Raw genomic sequence first — 17,700 nt, 5'->3', positions numbered from 1 at the left:
CCTCGAGGGGCCGAACCGAATGACCAGCCAGACACCCACCGACCTCACCCGCAAACGCTACGCCTACGAGTGGTACGTGGTCGCCATCTGCATGGTGGCCTACATCTTCTCCTTCGTTGACCGGCAGATCCTCGCGCTGATGATCGAGCCGATCAAACACGACCTGCAGCTCTCCGACACCCAGTTCAGCCTGCTCCACGGGCTGGCCTTCTCGCTGTTCTACGCCTTCATGGGCATGCCCATCGCGCTGCTCGCCGACCGTTTCTCGCGGCCGAAGATCATCGCCATCGGCGTCGCCTTCTGGAGCCTGGCCACCGCCGTGTGCGGGCTGAGCAAGAACTTCACCCAGATGTTCCTCGCCCGCATCGGCGTCGGCATCGGCGAGGCGGCGCTGTCACCGGCCACCTACTCGATGCTCAGCGACATGTTCCCCCGCGAGAAGCTCGGCCGTGCCGTAGCCATCTACTCCATCGGCTCCTTCATCGGCGGTGGCGTGGCCTTCCTCATCGGCGGCTACGTGATCGACCTGCTGAAGAACCTCGACAGCGTGCCCCTGCCCCTGCTGGGCAGCATGCGGCCCTGGCAGGTGACCTTCTTCCTCGTCGGCCTGCCAGGGCTGCTGGTGGCCCTGCTGATCGCCGCCACCGTGCGCGACCCGGCGCGCAAGGGCCTGAAGCTGGATGCCAACGGCCAGGTGCACAAGCCCAGCCTGGGCCAGGCCTTCGCCTTCCTCGGCCGCCACCGGCAGACCTTCACCTGCCACTACCTGGGCTTCTCCTTCTACGCCATGACGCTGTTCTGCATGCTCAGCTGGACACCGGCCTTCTACATGCGCAGCTTCGGCCTGGCGCCCAGCGAGGCCGGCTACATCCTCGGCCTGATCGTGCTGCTGGCCAACACCAGTGGCGTACTCTGCGGCGGCTGGCTGATCGACTGGCTGGCCAAGCGCGGCTACAGCGACGCGCCGATGCGCGCCGGGGTGATCGGCGCCATCGGCATGGCCGTGCCGGCGGTGCTGTTCACCCAGGTGGGCGAGCTGTGGCTGTCCCTGGCGCTGCTGGTGCCGGCGATGTTCTTCGCCTCCTTCCCCATGCCCGCCTCCACCGCGGCCATGCAGATCCTCCCGCCCAACCAGATGCGCGCCCAGGTCTCGGCGCTGTTCCTGCTCATCTCCAACCTCATCGGCCTGGGCCTCGGTACCACCCTGGTGGCGCTGCTAACCGACCGCCTGTTCCAGTCGCCAGCGCTGGTGGGCCACTCGGTCTCCCTCCTCAACGCCGGCGCCGTGCTGCTCACCCTGGGCCTGCTGATCAAGGGCTGCGGCCACTTCCGCCGCAGCCTGGAGCGTGAAAACATCAGCTGAACCCCCACCGCCTCCCTGCCCCAACGGGCGCGCCGACGCCGCCAGGCGTTGCGCGCCCGCATCCCGCGCCCTGCCGAAGCTGACTTGCATCAAGGCAATGACGACAGCCAGTCGACAGCCTGCGCCCAACCCCCTATAAATCACCCCCACATCTTTGCAACAGCACGCAGTTACCCATGACCACCCCGAAAAAACGCCAAAGCCGCTACAACCCCGCCAGCGACAACTTCAGGAAGGAAGACTTTCCCTTCTACTGGCTGGCACGGGTGCACGGCCGCTACTCCATGGCCATGGAGAAAGCGCTGAAGAAGATCGACATGGACATCCCGCGCTGGCGCATCCTGTTCATCCTCAAGGAGAACGGCGAGTCGAGCATCTCGGAAATCTCCGAGCACGCCATCGCCAAGCTCTCCACCGTCACCAAGATCGTCTACCGCATGAAGGCCGACGGCCTGGTGGACACCAACCCCTGCAGCAACGACGGCCGCGTCACCCAGGTCTCCATCACCGAAGCCGGCCGCCGCACCGCCGAACAGATCCAGGTCACCACCGCGCACATCTTCACCAACAGCTTCAAGGACCTCAGCGAAGCGCAGATCACCAAGCTCAACGGCACCCTGGAGAAGATCTTCAACAACCTGCCGGAGGATTGAGGGGCGCGCACCCTTCCCGCTCCGGGTCGTGATCGAGCGCAGGCGATCACCCTGAGAACCCCATCCCAGGCACGTCGGCCTTTCATCCGGGCGCCTTTCCAATCAGCGATCCGTTGCCAACCTTGTTGCGCACACTCAAAGACGCCGGTGGTGCCGGCCTCACGCTCTTCGCTCAATGGGTCGCACTGAGCGCGCGTAACCTCCCAGGTGCGCTCAGCACAGCCTACGGCGGAGCACCGAGCGCTTCGTAGGATGGCGTAGAGCGAAGCGAAAACCATGCTGTGGATGTACCAGGTGCCCAGCGAGCCCCTGAAGCACAGCTCTGTGCTTTGAATCCACAACAGCTAGAGCAGACACAGCCCATTCATCTGCCAAGCAACGCCCCGCCGCCGGCGACCCCGGACTGAAGTCCGGGCTACGGAACGGTGGAATCCGCTCACTTCACCTTCAACACCTTGCGCTCCAGCGCCGGGTCGGCGTCGATTTCGGCGTTGGTGAAGGGCAGCTTCTGCCATTGCTGGCGGGCGAAGAGCTCGGTCTGGTCGCTGTGGTGCGGTGAGCCGGCTTCGCTGGACTGGGAGAAGGCCAGCAGTCCACGGGCCTGGGGGCCCTGGCCGTCGAAGGTGACCAGTTGCAGGTAGCTGGTGCCGCTGACCACTTCCAGGTGGTCGCCCTGCAGTTCGCTCTGCATGGCGTTGTAGACGCCGAAGTGGCCGTCGCCGCCGGGGATGCCGATGGCCCCCGAACGCTGGATGTCGCCCCAGCGGGCCTGTTCGGGCACGCCGGCCTTGGCCACTTCCTCACCGGCGGCAACCAGCGCCTGGATCACCTTGTCCTTGGCCGCCGGGTTCAGCCCGCGCGGGGTGACGGTCGGGCGTTGCGGGTCGAAGGGTTCGCGCCAGCCGTCCTCGATCTCGGCGAAGCCCTTCATGAAGTACTGGAAGTGCAGGAAGCCGATGCCGCTGTCGAGGTTGGCCTTGCCATCCCAGGCGGCCAGGGCCTTGCAGGGCGCGGCCAGGGCGGCGTTGCCCGTCTCGGCCTGGCACAGCTCCAGCAACCCGGGCAGCAGGTCGGTGGCCAGGGCCACTTCGTTGTCGGTGACCATCGCCTTGAGGAACTCGGCGCTCAGCGTCGCGTCGCCCTGCAGGCGGCCCAGGGCGAAGCGCGCGCGCGGCGACAGCTCACGCCCTTCGCGGTTGACCAGGGGCGAATAGCCGGCCAGCGGGCTGTCCGGGTTGCTCAGCCAGGCGCTGTCGTTGGAGTTCTGCACGAAGTCGTCGCGCTGCAGCACCGGCAGCTGGGCCGCGGGGGTGATTCCCGGCTGGGCGGCGCTGGCGTCGCGGGTCCATTCGCAGGCGCTGGTATTGCCCTGCAGGGCCGGCAGGCCTTCGGCGGCCAGTTGCGGGATCACGCACTCCGCCAACTGCTTGGGCAGCAGGTGCGGCACCACGGACTGGTTCATGTACAGGGCCTTGCCGCTGGCGTCGGCGGCCAGGGTGTTGACCCAGGGGATGCCCTGGATCTTGGTCACGGCGGCACGCAGGGCATCGACGTCGCGGGCCTGGTTGATCGCGTACCACTGCTGCAGCACACGGGTGTTGCCGAGGTTGGCGTCCTTCAGCGCCCAGGCTTCGCCAGCGGTCCACTCCAGCATGCCCGGCCAGTTGAGCAGCGGACCGAAGCGCGACTCGTAGAGGTCGTGGCTGCGCACCGAGAGCGTGCCGGCGGCGTCACGGACCTGCACCTGCAGGCGGGTCTTCTTCAGCTTCTCGGTACGGCCGTCGATGCGGTAGCGGGTCGGGTCCTTGGGGTCGAGTTCCAGGCGGTAGAGGGTGAAGTGCGCGGAGGTGTCGACGGTGTGGGTCCAGGCCAGCTGCTGGCCGAAGCCGATGTTGACCACCGGCAGGCCGGGCAGCGCGGCGCCCATCACGTCGAGCTTGCCGGGGATGGTCAGGTGCAGCTGCCAGAAGCGCAGTGCGCCGCTCCAGGGGAAGTGCGGGTTGGCCAGGAGCATGCCGCGCCCGTCGGCGCTGCGCTTGCTGCCCACGGCCACGGCGTTGCTGCCGCGCTCCAGGCGGAAGCCTTCGGTGCGCGCGGCGGTGTAGCCGGAGTCCAGCTGCGCCTGCTGGGCACCGGGCGGCGCGGCACCGATCAGCGCTTCGGCGAACTGGCCGGCACCGCCTTCCACCAACAGGCGACGGGTCAGGCGCACCAGGTCGTCGGCGTCGATGGGGCGCAGCCAGCCCTCGCCCAGGCAATGGGTGGTGCGCGCATCGGCTTCCTTCAGGTAGTGGTTGAAGCCGGCGGCGTAGCCGTCCAGCAGCTGGGCCACTTCGCGGGTCTGCGCCTTGCGGAAGGCGGCAATCGACGCCGGCTGGTTGAGCCAGGTGAAGAAGAAGTCGGACGGCAGGTTGTCGAGGTGGGCAGAGGACTGGCCCTCCGCGCCGAACCAGCGGGAGCGTTCGCCCCGGGCGGTGACGATCTCCTCGGCCAGCAGGCAGGCGTTGTCGCGGGCATAGGCGTAGCCGATGCCGTAGCCGAGGCCGCGCTCGTCCGCCGCCTGGATGTGCGGGACGCCGTGGGCGGTCCAGCGGATAAGCGTTTCTCGCGGCTTGGCGGCCGTATCGGCGGCCAGAACGGCAAAAGCCGGGCACAGCAACAGCGCTGCGACACCGGCAACAAGGCTACGCATGGGCATCGGGGGTTCTCGCAAGGAAGGGTGGAAACCGCGCCGACGGGTGCCGGCGCGGATCAAACGGATCAGCTGGCAGCGGCCAGCGCCTGGACGACACCGCGCTCGGCACAGGAGCCAGGCTGGAGGTGGTCGTAGAGCGAGGCGGCGATCTCGTCGGCGCGGATCGGCAGCACCGACAGCAGGGTGTCGCTGAGGCCGTGGCTGGCCTGGCAGAAGCCCTGCATGTATACGGCCGCCTGGCAGCGCTCGTCGGTGCGAACGCGGTAGTCGCGGCCCACCTCGAAGTCGCCCATCCACTGGGCCAGGGGCTCCAGCAGGTGACGGTGCACCTGGCGCTCGTAGCCGGTGGCGAGCACCACGGCGTCGTAGCGCTGCACGCTCTGCTCGCCGCTGGCGTTGTTGCGCAGCACCAGTTCGATGCCATCGGCACCGGCGGTGGCGCGCTCCACGGTGCTGAGGATGTGGAAGGCGTGGCGCTGGATGCCGGAGACCTTCTGGCGGTAGAAGATGCCGTAGATGCGCTCGATCAGGTCGATGTCCACCACCGAGTAGTTGGTGTTGTGGTACTCGCGGATGAAGCGCTCACGCTCGGCGCCGGCCTGGTTGAAGATCAGGTCGGTGAACTCGGGGGAGAACACCTCGTTGACGAAGGGGCTGTCGTCCGCCGGCTTCAGCGCCGAGCCACGCAGGACCATGTCCACCTGCACCGACGGGTAGCTGTCGTTGAGGTCGATGAAGGCCTCCGCCGCGCTCTGCCCGCCGCCGATGATGGCGATGCGCATCGGCTTGCCGCCGACGCAGGGCTGCTTGGCGATGCGCTCCAGGTACTGGGAGTGGTGGAACACCCGGGCGTCGTCCTTGAGGTGGCGGAAGGCCTGGGGAATCCGCGCGGTGCCACCGGCGCTGACCACCACCGAGCGCGTGGCGCGGACATGGGTCTCGCCACCGGCATCGCGGGAGATCACCCGCAGCGCCTCGACGCGCTGGCCTTCCAGCACCGGCTCGATGGCCAGCACCTCTTCGCCATAGCGGCTCTGCTCGATGAACTGCCCGGCCACCCAGCGCAGGTAGTCGTTGAACTCCATGCGGCACGGGTAGAAGGTGCCGAGGTTGATGAAGTCCACCAGGCGGCCGTGCTGGTGCAGGTAGTTGACGAAGGAATAGGGGCTGGTGGGGTTGCGCAGGGACACCAGGTCCTTGAGAAAGGAGATCTGCAGCTCGCTCTGGGTCACCAGGGTGTTGCCGTGCCAGCGGTAGTCGGCCTGCTTGTCGAGGAACAGGGCATCCAGCGCACCCTGCTTGCGGGCACGCTCCTGCAAGGCGATGGCCAGGGCCAGGTTGGAGGGGCCGAAACCAATGCCGATCAGGTCGTGGATAGCGGTGTTCAGGGGCTGAGTCATGTCCAGTGTCCTCTGGAGGTGCGCCCGTCCGGGCGACGGTTGCCGTTCGCTGACGGCCCCACTGGCCGCCTGTTGACTAGGAACGAGGACAAGGAAATGAAATTTAGCCGGCGGGCGTTGCACTCACCGGTCGATCAGGCCGCGTCCCACTCACGCATGCGCAGGCGGCAGTGTTTCATGGCGTTGACGATGTGCTTCTCCACCAGGGGCTGGGAAATCCCCAGGCGCTCGGCGATCTCGTCATGGGAGAGCCCCTCCAGCTTGCGCAGCAGAAAGGCGTCGCGGCACGGCGCCGGCAACTCGTCGAGGGCGCGCTGCAACATGCCCAGGCGCTGGCTTTGAGCCAGGGAACGGTGCGGCGATGGGGCGTGGTAGCGCTCCTCCTCGTCCAGCACGTCCAGCGGCTCGTTGCGGCGAATGGCGTTGCGGCGGTGTTCGTCGATCACCAGATTCAGCGCCGTTCGGTAGAGAAACGCGCGGGGCGAATCGATCCGCTCTTGACTCGCGCGTTCCATCACCCGCAAATACGCGTCATGTGCCACATCCGCAGCTGCCTGCCGATCCCCCAGTTTTGCACTGAGGAAACGCACCAACTCGCGATAGTAGATTTCCAAGTCGCTTCCCCGGCGCCTAACGAATGCGGCGCATACACTTGAGCTGGATCAAGACACACCCTTTGGGTGATGCTGGCAGTCTGAAATTATTAAATTTATAATAATTCTCATCAAGATTCATATTTCAGCGTGCCGCTCCACCGTGTGAATACAGAACTCGAATTCAGGCATAACCGGTAATCCTGATGAACAACGCCTCCTCGCAAACCCAAAGCGACCCGCTGGTCGAGGTCGCCGCACACTGGTGCATGCGCCTGCACGCGGAGGATTGCACGGACGAGGAGCGCGCCCAGTTCAAGGCCTGGATCGAAGCCGACCCGAGCCATGCCCTCGAATACGCCGAGATGCTGGAGATCTGGGACCTGAGCGAGCACCTGCCGCCGACCCAGCCCTCGCCCCGCCTGCACATTCCCCGTCAGCTCCCGCCGCCACCGCCGACCCTCGCCCAGCTGCCGGTACGCCAGCGCCCACGCGGCTTCATCCGCCGCCATGCACGCGCCCTGGCCCTGGCCCTGATCGCCGCGCCCCTGGCCGGCTACAGCGGCTGGCTGGCCGGCTGGGTGCCCGACAGCTACCAGCGCTACGAGGCCGAAAGCAGCATCCGCCGCGTCACCCTGCCCGACGGCAGCGACGTGGAGCTGAACCTGGCCACCCGCCTGAGCTACGCCAACTTCATCGACCGCCGCCGGGTCAGCCTGGACAGCGGCGAAGCCTACTTCCACGTCAGCCACGACAGTGCCCACCCCTTCGTGGTGCATGCCGGCGAAGGCTCGATCACCGTGACCGGCACCCGCTTCAACGTGTGGAAGTACCAGGACAACATCGTCGTCACCGTCACCGAAGGCTCGGTCAAGGTGCGCAGCGAGCAACGCGGCAACGACAGCAACCTGACCCCCGGCATGCAGGCCAGCTTCAAGGCCGGCGACATGAAGCCCCGGGTCGGCGCCGTGGATACCCAGCAGGCCCTGGCCTGGCGCGACGGCAAGCTGATCCTCGACGACCTGACCCTCGCCGAGGCGGTGCCGCTGATCAACCGCTACCTCGACGCGCCGCTGGTACTGGGCGACCAGGCCAGCTCCGACCAGCGCATCGGCGGCATCTACAGCACCCGCGACATCCGCAGCCTGGTCACCGCACTGCCCCGCGTCCTGCCCATCAGCCTCGCCCAGCAGGCCGACGGCAGCACGCTGATCAGCAACCGCAAGATGCGTCTCTGATTCCGGGCGTCCGGGCCGCCAAGGACGCACCGCCCGGTAAATTTCCCCGCCCCTAGCTCGTTCAACTGGCAGCGCCCCTTAGGCTGCCGCACCGCGCCGGCCAGGGCCCCACCCAGAGCCGGACATCTCCATGAGCGCCCCACGACTTTCACGCCGCCTGATCCTCGCCCCGCTGCTGCTCGTCCCCCTCATCGCCCTGGCCGCCTGGAAGGCCCTGCCGGACGGCATCCACGAAGGCGACACCGTGCGCGTGGCGGTCACCAGCATCGAAAGCAGCGTCAGCGCCCTCGGCACCCTGCAGCCACGGCGCTATGTCGACGTCGGCGCCCAGGCGTCCGGGCAGATCCAGAAGCTCCACGTGGAAGCCGGCGACACGGTCGAGGAAGGCCAGCTGCTGGTTGAAATCGACCCCTCCACCCAACAGGCGCGGGTCGATGCCGGGCGCTCCTCCATCGACACCCTCAAGGCCCAGCTGGAAGAACAACGGGCCCAGCACGAACTGGCCCGGCAGCAGTACGCCCGCCAGCAGAAGCTCGCCGCCAGCGGCGCCACCCGTGACGAAGACCTGCAGGTGGCCCACGCCCAGCAGCGCTCCACCCAGGCGCGCATCGCCATGATCCAGGCGCAGATCCGCCAGGCCCAGGCCACACTGCGCAGCGACGAGGCCGAGCTCGGCTACACGCGCATCTACGCCCCCATCTCCGGCACCGTGGTCGCCGTCGACGCCCGCGTCGGCCAGACCCTCAACGCCCAGCAGCAGACGCCGCTGATCCTGCGCATCGCCAAGCTCTCGCCGATGACGGTCTGGGCCCAGGTTTCCGAAGCCGATATCGGCCGCGTGCGCCCCGGCATGCCCGCCTGGTTCACCACCCTCAGCGGCGAAGGCCGTCGTTGGGAAGCCCGCGTGCGCCAGGTGCTGCCCTTGCCGCCGCGCCCCCTCGACCAGCTCAGCCAGGGTGGCGGCAGCCCCACCGGCAGCGGCGGTCGCGTGGTGCTCTACACCGTGCTGCTGGACGTGGACAACCAGGACAACGCCCTGATGACCGAGATGACCGCCCAGGTCCACTTCGTTTCCCAGCGCGCCGAAAATACCCTCGCCGTGCCCATCGCCGCCCTGCGCGACGGCGACGCCGGCGGCGACATGGTGCTGGTGGTCGGTGCCCGTGGCGCCCTCGAGGAACGCCCGGTGCAGACCGGCGTGCGCGACCGCATGCAGGTCCAGGTGTTGTCCGGCCTGGCCGAGGGTGAGCGCCTGCTGATCGGCGAACCCGCCCCATGAAGGCCCTGCACGAACCCGCCCTGCTGGAACTGGTCGACGTCCGCAAGCGCTACGGCGGCAACGGCACCCCGGAAGTCGAGGTGCTGCGCGGCATCTCCCTGCGTATCGATGCCGGCGAATTCGTCGCCATCGTCGGCGCCTCGGGCTCCGGCAAATCCACCCTGATGAACATCCTCGGCTGCCTCGACCGCCCCAGCTCCGGCAGCTACCGCTTCGCCGGCCGCGACGTCGCCGCGCTGGATGTCGACGAACTGGCCTGGCTGCGCCGCGAGGCCTTCGGCTTCGTGTTCCAGGGCTACCACCTGATTCCCTCCGCCTCGGCCCGTGAAAACGTCGAGATGCCAGCCATCTACGCCGGCACCCCCGGCCCCGAGCGCGCCGCCCGGGCTGCCGAACTGCTGCAGCGCCTGGGCCTGGAAAGCCGCGCCGGCAACCGCCCGCACCAGCTGTCCGGCGGCCAGCAGCAACGCGTCTCCATCGCCCGCGCGCTGATGAACGGCGGCCACGTGATCCTCGCCGACGAACCCACCGGTGCCCTCGACAGCCAGAGCGGCATCGAGGTGATGAAGCTGCTCGACGAGCTTTCCGCCCAGGGCCACGCGGTGATCCTCATCACCCACGACCGCGAAGTGGCCACCCGCGCCCAGCGCATCATCGAAGTGCGCGACGGCCATATCCTCAGCGACAGCGCCGACGGCCAGCTGCCCAGCGACAACGCCGGCGCGCTGCCCGCCAGCCGCCTGCGCGAGCGCCTGGAAGAACGCCGCGAACTGCCCGCCGGCGCCTGGCGCGGTGAGCTGCTGGAAGCCCTGCGCGCCGCCTGGCGGGTGATGTGGGTGAACCGCTTCCGCACCGCCCTGACCCTGCTCGGCATCGTCATCGGCGTCGCCTCGGTGGTGGTCATGCTGGCCATCGGCGAAGGCAGCAAGCGCCAGGTGATGGCGCAGATGGGTGCCTTCGGCTCCAACATCATCTACCTCTCCGGTTTCTCGCCGAACCCACGCGTGCCCGAGGGCGTGGTCACCCTTGCCGACATCGCCGCGCTGTCCGGCCTGCCCCAGGTGCAGCGGATCATGCCGGTCACCGGCGGCGACACCCTGGTACGCCACGGCAACCTCGATTTCCAGGCCTACACCCGGGGCAACGGCATCGACTTCCCCAGCATCCTCAACTGGCCCGTCGCCGAAGGCGCCTTCTTCGACCAGGCCGACGAAGACAGCGCCGCCACCGTCGCGGTGATCGGCCAGAAGGTGCGCGACAAGCTGTTCGCCGGGCGCGACCCCATCGGCCAGCACATCCTCATCGAGAACGTGCCCTTCCAGGTGATCGGCACCCTGGTGGCCAAGGGTGCCAGCTCCGGCGACGAAGACGCCGACACCCAGATCGTCGTGCCCTACTCCACCGCCAGCATCCGCCTGTTCGGCAAGCCCGACCCGGATTTCGTCGTGGTCGCTGCCGCCGACGCCAGCCGCGTGCAACAGGCCGAAGCCGCCATCGACCGCCTGCTGCTGCGCCTGCACCGCGGCGTGCGCGACTTCGAGGTGACCAACAACGCCGCGCTGATCCAGGCCGAGGCCAGCACCCGCAACAGCCTCTCGCTGATGCTCGGTGCCATCGCCGCCATCTCCCTGCTGGTAGGCGGCATCGGCGTGATGAACATCATGCTCATGACCGTGCGCGAACGGACCCGTGAAATCGGCATCCGCATGGCCACCGGCGCCCGCCAGCGCGACATCCTCCGCCAGTTCCTCACCGAGGCCACGCTGCTCTCGGTCACCGGCGGCATCGCCGGCATCGCCATCGCCCTGCTGGTGGGCGGTGCGCTGCTGCTGGCGGACGTCGCCATCGCCTTCTCCCTCACGGCCATGCTCGGCGCCTTCGGTTGCGCCCTGGCCACCGGCGTCGCCTTCGGCTTCATGCCGGCGCGCAAGGCGGCACGGCTCGACCCGGTAACCGCACTGAGCAGCCCATGACCGTATTCACGCCCCGCACCCTGCTGCCCCTGTGTCTCGCCCTCGGCGCCTGCGCCGGCACGGACAAGACGCCCACCACCGGCATCGCGCCGCCCGCCCATTGGCAGGCCAGCACCGACAACCGCCAGGCGCAGGTTGCCGCCGACTGGTGGCGCGCCTTCGGCAGCCCGGAACTCACAGCGCTGATCGACCAGGCCCGCCAGGGCAGCTTCGACCTGGCCGCCGGCCGCGCACGGGTGCGCCAGGCCAGCACCGCCGCGATCATCGCCGGCGCCCCGCTGTTGCCCGAGGTGAAGGCCGAGCTCACCGGCAGCTATCAGCAGCTGCTGGGCGACAAGGGCTTCAGTGCCCTGGATGCCTACGACGACCAGCCTCGCTTCGACACCTACGCCACCGGCCTCAGCGCCAGCTACGAGCTGGACTTCTGGGGTGGCAAGCGCGCCGCCCGCGACAGCGCCCTGCACGGCCTGGATGCGGCCCGCTTCGACCAGGCGACCCTGGAACTGACCCTGCTCGCCGGCGTCGCCACCAGCTACCTGCAGGTACTGGCCCTGGACGAACAGCGGCGCATCGCCGAAGGCAACCTCGACAATGCCCGCCAGGTGCTGCAACTGGTGGGCGCGCGCCAGGGCGCCGGCGCCGCCACGCAACTGGAACTCGCCCAGCAGCGCAGCCTGGTGGCCAGCCGCGAACGCGCCCTGGAGCGCCTGCACCAGCAGGCCGGGGAAGCCCGCGTCGCCCTCGCCGCCCTGCTCGGTCAACCGGTGCAAACCCTCAGCCTGAAGGGCGAGAAGCTGGACGCCCTGCAATGGCCCGGCACCGGCGCCGGCCTGCCCAGCGAACTGCTCGGGCGCCGCCCCGACATCGCCGCCGCCGAAGCCCGCCTGGCCGCAGCCGATGCCGACGTGCGCGTCGCCCGCGCCGCGATGCTGCCGAGCCTGACCCTCAGCGCCAACCTCGGCACGGGTTCCGAGCAGTTCTCCGACGTGCTGCGCAACCCCTACTTCGGCGTCGCTGCCGGCCTCACCGCGCCGATCTTCAACGCCGGCCGCCTCGACGCCAGCCACCAGCAGCGCCAGGCCCGCGAGGAAGAGTTGCTGGCCAACTACCGCGCCGCCATCGTCGCCGCCTTCGGCGATGTGGAACGCGCCCTGCTGGCCATCGACGGCCTCGACCGCCAACGCCAATGGCAAGCCGAAGAGCTGGCCCAGGCGCAACGCGCCTTCGACCTCGCGGAAAACCGCTACCGCGCCGGCGCCGAAACCCTGCTCACGGTGCTGGAAACCCAGCGCAGCCTCTACCAGGCCGAAGACGAAGCCGTGCAACTGCGCCTCGCCCGCCTGCAAGCCGCCGTCGGCCTCTACAAAGCCCTGGGTGGCGGCTGGACGCCGGAGGCCAATCAGCTGGCCGAACGCACCCCGGGCTGAAGCCCGGGCTACCCGGTACGCATCAGGCGTAGCATCGCCCGTGGGAGCGAATTCATTCGCGATTGGCAGTGCACCACGCGCCGGGTTTCACCCGACCTACATCCCGCCTCACCCGCCATCGGTGTCGACCTGATGCCCCGCCTGGTGGAGGTAAAAAGCGACCTCCACCCGCTCCGGGGTACGCCCTGCCTGTGGGAACGAATTCATTCGTGATCGGCATTCAGGCACGCGCACAGGCCGATCCCGGCACGCTTGTGTAGGGGCGAATTCATTCGCCCAGCGGTGCGCAGCATCGCCCGTGGGAGCGAATTCATTGGCGATTGGCAATGCACCATGCGCCGGGTTTCACCCGACCGACATCCCGCCTCACCCGCCATCGGTATCGACCTGATGCCCCGCCCGGTGGAGGTAAAAAGCGACCTCCACCCTACGCTCCGGGGTACGCCCTGCCTGTGGGAACGAATTCATTCGTGATCGGCATTCAGGCACGCGCACAGGCCGATCCCGGCACGCTTGTGTAGGGGCGAATTCATTCGCCCAGCGGTGCGCAGCATCGCCCGTGGGAGCGAATTCATTCGCGATGCCCGCCACGCGGGCCAAGGCCGGATCAGGCCTTGCCCGGCAACTTCAGGTTGCGCGCATACCAGGGCCGGCGCGGGGTGCGGCGCAGCAGGTCGCTGATATCACCCTCGTCACTGAAAGCGATGCGCAAGGCCAGCTTCATGGCTTCGATCTCCATCTCGCCCATGCCACCACCGGCATCGGTGATGCCGCCGCAGCCATGGGTGCTCGGGCCGAGCCAGGGGTCGGGCACCTCCACCCAGCGCCCCGGCGCGAACCAGGAGACGCCGTTGATATCGCGGCGCTGCACCTCGCCCGGGTGGGCGCGCTCATGGGCGCGGTACCAGTCCTCGATACGGTCGTCGATCCAGCCATGAAAGCGCCAGAACACCGGGTTCACATGGGAGGAAAAGGGGTCGCCCAGATAGTCGTTCTCCGCGCGGAACCAACGCGCGGCGTAGTCCGCCTGGTCGCGGTCGCCCACCACCGGCATGCCGTTGGACGGGTCGCGGGTGACCGTGGCCCAGCGCATGTGCAGCCAGTCGTGGATGTTCAGCTCCACCTCGGAGCCGAACTCCGCCAGGGTCAACCGGCTCAGGTAGTCCGGGTCCTGGTACTGGGATTCCCACACCTGGAAGTTGCTGAAGAAGGTCTCGCCGGCCTTGATGCCGCGCAGCCACTCGCTCAGCTCCTCGTCATCGGCCGCCAGCCAGGCCGGCGGTACCGAGTTGCCGTCGTGGTTCTCCTGGTAGCGGATGAACCCCAGGCGATCGTGCTCGACATAGGGTGACGGCAGCGGCAAACGCTTCCAGTCCGGCAGGTCGGGTTGCAGGGCGCGGGCCTGGCCGAGCATGTGCCGGTGCATGAAGAAGAAGTCCTCGCCCGAGCCGTTGAGGTGCTTGCGCCGCCCCCGTGCGCCCCGCTCGGCGTCACGCGGGCCGGGCTGCCAGCCGGCGCCACGCAGGGCGTCGCGCCTGGCCTCGTCGAGGCGGTGCCACTTGTCCCGGGTGGCGTGCCAGAGCTGGTGGAACAGCCGGTGCTCGGCGGACACCAGCCAGCGCATCAGCGCCGGTGCCAGCGGGGTGACTTGGTGCGCCTCGGGGAAGGCACGCTTGGTGGCGACGAACTGGCTGTCCGGCTCAGGCATGTCCAGCGGCCGGTCGATACGGCGGATGCGCCCGGTCAGCGTCCCCGCCCCGGCATCACCCCAGCTGCTCCAGACCTCGTCGAGGATCGCCTCCAGTTCATGGCTGGGGGCCGACTCGCCCACCGGCACCAGGCGCCAGCGCAGCTTGCCGGCATCCGCCGCCACCAGCTCGCCCAGCACCCGGTAACGGGGCTCTTGGCTGCCACGCAGGCGCTCGCCCAGGTCGATGAAGCCACGCAGGGAGCGCCCGGTGGGGCCGATATCGAGGAGCATCTGCACGCCCTGCACAGGCAGGTCGTCCAGGCCGATGTCCATGCCGCTGAAGCGCAGGTCCCAGATGCCGCGCAGCTTGCCGGTGAGGCTCACGCCCTCGCCTGCGGCGGCCTCGACACTGGCCTCGCCAGGGGTCTCCACCTGGTCCTTCTCCAGCTTGTCGTCGTGGTCCACCGGCTGGCGTGCGTACCACACCGCAGGCACTGCCGCCCCGACCACCGCCAGCCCCGCCATGAACCCACGCCTGGAAAACCTCATCGTCACATCCGTATCCGTGTCAGCCACTCCAGCTAGAACGAGAGGCCCTGATACAAATTTACTGCCCCCGCAGCGCTAAATTTCCCGCCGCCACCCTCGTTCCTCCGTGACAGGCGAACCCCGCAGCGGCGGGCGCCGGAACCGCATCGAACCTGGCAATCAACGGGATGGCAATGAACACGACCCGCTCCAGCAAGGCCCCCTACCTCGTCGCCCTGGCGCTTCTCCTCGCCCTCGTCGCTGCTGCGGCCTGGTACGTCCTCTTCCCACGGTCCGCCGAAGGCTACCCGCGCGAAGTGATGAAGCACGCCGAGGAACTGCAGGACCGCATTCTTTCCTTCGACAGCCACATCACCGTGCCGCCGGACTTCGGCACCGGAGGCAACGAGGCCGACAAGGACGGCGAAGGCCAGTTCGACCTGGTCAAGGCCGGGCGCGGACGCCTCTCCGGCGCGGCGCTGACTATCTTCGGCTGGCCGGAGATCTGGAACGGCCCCAACGCGCCCCATCGCCCCACCGCCGCCTTCGTCGACGAGGCGCGCCACCAGCAGGAACTGCGCTACAAAATCATTAGCGGCATGGTGCGCGACTTCCCCAACCAGGTCGGCATCGCCTACACCCCGGCCGACTTCCGCCGCCTGCACGGCGAAGGCAAGTTCGCCATCTTCATCAGCATGCTCAACGCCTACCCCCTGGGCGATAACCTGGGCGCCCTGGACACCTGGGCCGCGCGTGGCATGCGCATGTTCGGCTTCAGCTACGTGGGCAACAACGCCTGGGCCGACTCCTCGCGCCCGTTGCCCTTCTTCAACGACAGCGTCGATGCCCTCGGCGGCCTCTCGCCCCTGGGCGAGCAGGCGGTGGCGCGCCTCAATGACCTGGGCGTGATCATCGACGTGTCGCAGATGTCCACCCTGGCCCTGGAAGACGTCGCGCGCCTCAGCCGCGCCCCCATGGTCGCCTCCCACTCGGCACCGCGCGCGCTGGTGGACATCCCGCGCAACCTCAGCGACCGCGAGCTGCAAACCATCAAGGACAGCGGCGGCGTGATCCAGGTGGTGGGCTTCCCCGCCTACCTCAAGCCCCTCAGCAAGCCGACCCTGGACAAGCTCAACGCCCTGCGCGCGCGCTTCGACCTGCAGCCGCTGGACGGCCTGGCCAATGCCCTGATGCCGGGTGACGCGATCATCTCCATCTGGCCCGAACAGCGCTTCGGCGAGTACGCCAGTTCGCTCTACGCCATCCTCGAAGAGGAGCCCCGCGCCAGCGTCAAGGAGCTGGTGGACGCCATCGACTACACCGTGCGCAAGGTCGGCATCGACCACGTCGGCATCGCTTCCGACTTCAACGACGGTGGCGGCGTCGACGGCTGGATGAACGTCGGCGAGTCGCGCAACCTCACCGCCGAGCTGATCCAGCGCGGCTACTCCGACGCCGATATCGCCAAGCTCTGGGGCGGCAACTTCCTCCGCGTCTGGGAAGAGGTGCAGCGCCGCGCCAAGCCGGCCGCCGCCAGCGCCGAGCAACCGCAAGCGGAGCGTGGCTGATGAGCGATCGCCGTACCTTCCTCAAGCAGGCCGGCCTGCTCGCTGCCGCCCTGCCCCTGGGTTCTACCCTCGCCGGCCAGGCCCAGGCCGCCACGCCGCCGGCCAGCCCGGCCAAGGACAAATGGCAGGCGCTGCGCCAGCAGTTCGACCTGGACCCGGCCTACCTGCACTTCTGCAGCTTCCTCCTCGCCTCCCACCCCCGCGTGGTCCGCGAGGCCATCGCCCACTTCCGCGCCCGCCTCGACCAGAACCCCGGCGAAGTGCTGGACTGGGAGCGCGAGGAACTCTGGGGCTACGAGAACGAAGTACGCGCCTGGGCTGGCCGCTACTTCGGCGTGCAACCGAACCAGGTCGCCCTCACCGGCAGCACCACCGACGGCCTGTCGATGATCTACGGCGGTCTGCAGGTGGCACCGGGCAAGGAGATCCTGGTCAGCGCCCACGAGCATTACTCCACCATGACCCGCCTGGAGTACCGCGAGCAGATGATGGGCACCCGGGTGCGCCGCGTGCCGCTGTTCAAGGCGCCGCACAGCGCCTCGGTGGACGAAATGCTCGGCAACATCCGCCAGGCCATCCGCCCCGAGACCCGCGTGCTGGGCATGACCTGGGTGCAATCCGGCAGCGGCGTGAAGCTGCCGGCACGCGAGGTCGGCCAGCTGGTGAGGGAAGCCAACCAGGGCCGCGACGAAGCCGACCGCATCCTCTACGTGGTGGACGGCGTCCACGGTTTCGGCGTCGAGGACCTGAACTTCGCCGACTTCAACTGCGACTACTTCATCGCCGGCACCCACAAGTGGCTGTTCGGCCCGCGCGGCACCGGCGTCATCATCGCCCGCGAGGAAAAACCGCAGCCCCATCTGGTGCCCAGCGTGCCCACCTTCACCATGGGCGAGACCTTCGGCACCCTGATGACCCCCGGCGGCTACCACGCCTTCGACCATCGCCTGGCGGTGGGCAAGGCCTTCGAGCTGCACCTGGAGCTGGGCAAGGCCGATGTCCAGGCACGCATCCACCAGCTCAACAGCTACCTCAAGGACCGCCTCGCCGAGCACGCCAAGGTGCAGCTGGTCACGCCGCGCAGCCCTGCGCTGTCCTCGGGTTTCACCTTCTTCCGCGTCGAAGGCCGCGACTGCGACGCCGTGGCCCGCTACCTGCTGCAGCACAAGGTGATCAGCGACGCCGTGGACCGCGACGTCGGCCCGGTGGTGCGCCTGGCCCCCGGCCTGCTCAACGACGAAGCCGAGATCGACCGGGTGATGGACATCCTCGCCCCGCAGCTCGCCTGACCCT

12 protein-coding genes are annotated in these 17,700 nt (G+C 68.5%); 8 read left to right on the top strand and 4 right to left on the bottom strand.

Annotated features, from left to right (window positions below; genetic code table 11):
• Nucleotides 1-19 precede the first annotated feature (19 nt).
• A complete protein-coding gene (locus RTW82_RS12465; protein WP_316925259.1) occupies nt 20-1,363 on the top strand; it encodes an MFS transporter in 1,344 nt (447 codons plus the stop codon).
• A 176-nt stretch (nt 1,364-1,539) separates the two neighbouring features.
• The gene (locus tag RTW82_RS12460; protein WP_021217341.1) at nt 1,540-2,016 is read left to right on the top strand and encodes a MarR family winged helix-turn-helix transcriptional regulator; all 477 of its coding nucleotides are present in this window, start codon (nt 1,540-1,542) and stop codon (nt 2,014-2,016) included.
• Between the two features lie 436 nt (nt 2,017-2,452).
• Here RTW82_RS12460 and RTW82_RS12455 read toward each other — a convergent pair whose 3' ends face one another.
• The 3 genes from RTW82_RS12455 to RTW82_RS12445 form a co-directional block, all read right to left on the bottom strand.
• Nucleotides 2,453-4,708 (bottom strand): acylase, encoded by a 2,256-nt coding sequence (locus RTW82_RS12455; RefSeq protein ID WP_316925258.1) that lies wholly within the window; start codon nt 4,706-4,708, stop codon nt 2,453-2,455.
• A 68-nt stretch (nt 4,709-4,776) separates the two neighbouring features.
• Nucleotides 4,777-6,111 carry a lysine N(6)-hydroxylase/L-ornithine N(5)-oxygenase family protein gene (locus RTW82_RS12450; protein ID WP_021217343.1) on the bottom strand — a complete coding sequence of 445 codons (1,335 nt, stop codon included), beginning with the start codon at nt 6,109-6,111 and terminating at the stop codon, nt 4,777-4,779.
• A 134-nt stretch (nt 6,112-6,245) separates the two neighbouring features.
• The gene (locus RTW82_RS12445) at nt 6,246-6,725 is read right to left on the bottom strand and encodes a sigma-70 family RNA polymerase sigma factor (protein WP_316925257.1); all 480 of its coding nucleotides are present in this window, start codon (nt 6,723-6,725) and stop codon (nt 6,246-6,248) included.
• 185 nt (nt 6,726-6,910) lie between these two features.
• Between RTW82_RS12445 and RTW82_RS12440 the strand changes: the two genes are divergently transcribed.
• The 4 genes from RTW82_RS12440 (at nt 6,911) to RTW82_RS12425 (ending at nt 12,621) form a co-directional block, all read left to right on the top strand.
• Complete coding sequence (locus RTW82_RS12440; protein ID WP_316925256.1) at nt 6,911-7,942, top strand: FecR family protein; 1,032 nt, start codon at nt 6,911-6,913, stop codon at nt 7,940-7,942.
• A gap of 130 nt (nt 7,943-8,072) precedes the next feature.
• Nucleotides 8,073-9,221 carry an efflux RND transporter periplasmic adaptor subunit gene (locus RTW82_RS12435; RefSeq protein WP_184489139.1) on the top strand — a complete coding sequence of 383 codons (1,149 nt, stop codon included), beginning with the start codon at nt 8,073-8,075 and terminating at the stop codon, nt 9,219-9,221.
• The gene (locus RTW82_RS12430) at nt 9,218-11,194 is read left to right on the top strand and encodes a MacB family efflux pump subunit (protein ID WP_316925255.1); all 1,977 of its coding nucleotides are present in this window, start codon (nt 9,218-9,220) and stop codon (nt 11,192-11,194) included. Before RTW82_RS12435 ends, RTW82_RS12430 begins: the two co-directional genes overlap by 4 nt.
• Nucleotides 11,191-12,621 carry an efflux transporter outer membrane subunit gene (locus tag RTW82_RS12425; protein WP_316925254.1) on the top strand — a complete coding sequence of 477 codons (1,431 nt, stop codon included), beginning with the start codon at nt 11,191-11,193 and terminating at the stop codon, nt 12,619-12,621. Before RTW82_RS12430 ends, RTW82_RS12425 begins: the two co-directional genes overlap by 4 nt.
• A gap of 607 nt (nt 12,622-13,228) precedes the next feature.
• Here the strand turns inward: RTW82_RS12425 and RTW82_RS12420 are convergent.
• Nucleotides 13,229-14,860 carry a PvdJ/PvdD/PvdP-like protein gene (locus tag RTW82_RS12420; protein WP_316925253.1) on the bottom strand — a complete coding sequence of 544 codons (1,632 nt, stop codon included), beginning with the start codon at nt 14,858-14,860 and terminating at the stop codon, nt 13,229-13,231.
• Between the two features lie 173 nt (nt 14,861-15,033).
• Between RTW82_RS12420 and pvdM the strand changes: the two genes are divergently transcribed.
• Together pvdM and pvdN are read left to right on the top strand one after the other, a co-directional pair.
• A complete protein-coding gene (gene pvdM / locus RTW82_RS12415; protein ID WP_316925252.1) occupies nt 15,034-16,407 on the top strand; it encodes a pyoverdine-tailoring dipeptidase-like protein PvdM in 1,374 nt (457 codons plus the stop codon).
• Nucleotides 16,407-17,696, top strand: a complete 1,290-nt coding sequence (gene pvdN / locus RTW82_RS12410) for a pyoverdine-tailoring periplasmic protein PvdN (RefSeq protein WP_316925251.1) — start codon at nt 16,407-16,409, stop codon at nt 17,694-17,696. Before pvdM ends, pvdN begins: the two co-directional genes overlap by 1 nt.
• The last annotated feature ends 4 nt before the right edge of the window (nt 17,697-17,700 follow it).

The sequence above is a fragment of the Pseudomonas sp. zfem005 genome, assembly GCF_032621735.1.
Taxonomy (GTDB): Bacteria; Pseudomonadota; Gammaproteobacteria; order Pseudomonadales; family Pseudomonadaceae; genus Metapseudomonas; species Metapseudomonas solani.
This window is presented reverse-complemented; position numbering and strand designations above follow the sequence as displayed.

Excerpts from the sequence above, each read along its gene's own strand:
- RTW82_RS12465 (WP_316925259.1), top strand. The coding sequence starts at position 20 with ATGACCAGCCAGACACCCACCGACCTCACCCGCAAACGCTACGCCTAC.
- RTW82_RS12430 (WP_316925255.1), top strand. The coding sequence starts at position 9,218 with ATGAAGGCCCTGCACGAACCCGCCCTGCTGGAACTGGTCGACGTCCGC.
- RTW82_RS12440 (WP_316925256.1), top strand. The coding sequence starts at position 6,911 with ATGAACAACGCCTCCTCGCAAACCCAAAGCGACCCGCTGGTCGAGGTC.
- RTW82_RS12455 (WP_316925258.1), bottom strand. The coding sequence starts at position 4,708 with ATGCGTAGCCTTGTTGCCGGTGTCGCAGCGCTGTTGCTGTGCCCGGCT.
- RTW82_RS12420 (WP_316925253.1), bottom strand. The coding sequence starts at position 14,860 with ATGAGGTTTTCCAGGCGTGGGTTCATGGCGGGGCTGGCGGTGGTCGGG.
- RTW82_RS12425 (WP_316925254.1), top strand. The coding sequence starts at position 11,191 with ATGACCGTATTCACGCCCCGCACCCTGCTGCCCCTGTGTCTCGCCCTC.
- RTW82_RS12450 (WP_021217343.1), bottom strand. The coding sequence starts at position 6,111 with ATGACTCAGCCCCTGAACACCGCTATCCACGACCTGATCGGCATTGGT.
- pvdM (WP_316925252.1), top strand. The coding sequence starts at position 15,034 with ATGAACACGACCCGCTCCAGCAAGGCCCCCTACCTCGTCGCCCTGGCG.
- pvdN (WP_316925251.1), top strand. The coding sequence starts at position 16,407 with ATGAGCGATCGCCGTACCTTCCTCAAGCAGGCCGGCCTGCTCGCTGCC.
- RTW82_RS12435 (WP_184489139.1), top strand. The coding sequence starts at position 8,073 with ATGAGCGCCCCACGACTTTCACGCCGCCTGATCCTCGCCCCGCTGCTG.
- RTW82_RS12460 (WP_021217341.1), top strand. The coding sequence starts at position 1,540 with ATGACCACCCCGAAAAAACGCCAAAGCCGCTACAACCCCGCCAGCGAC.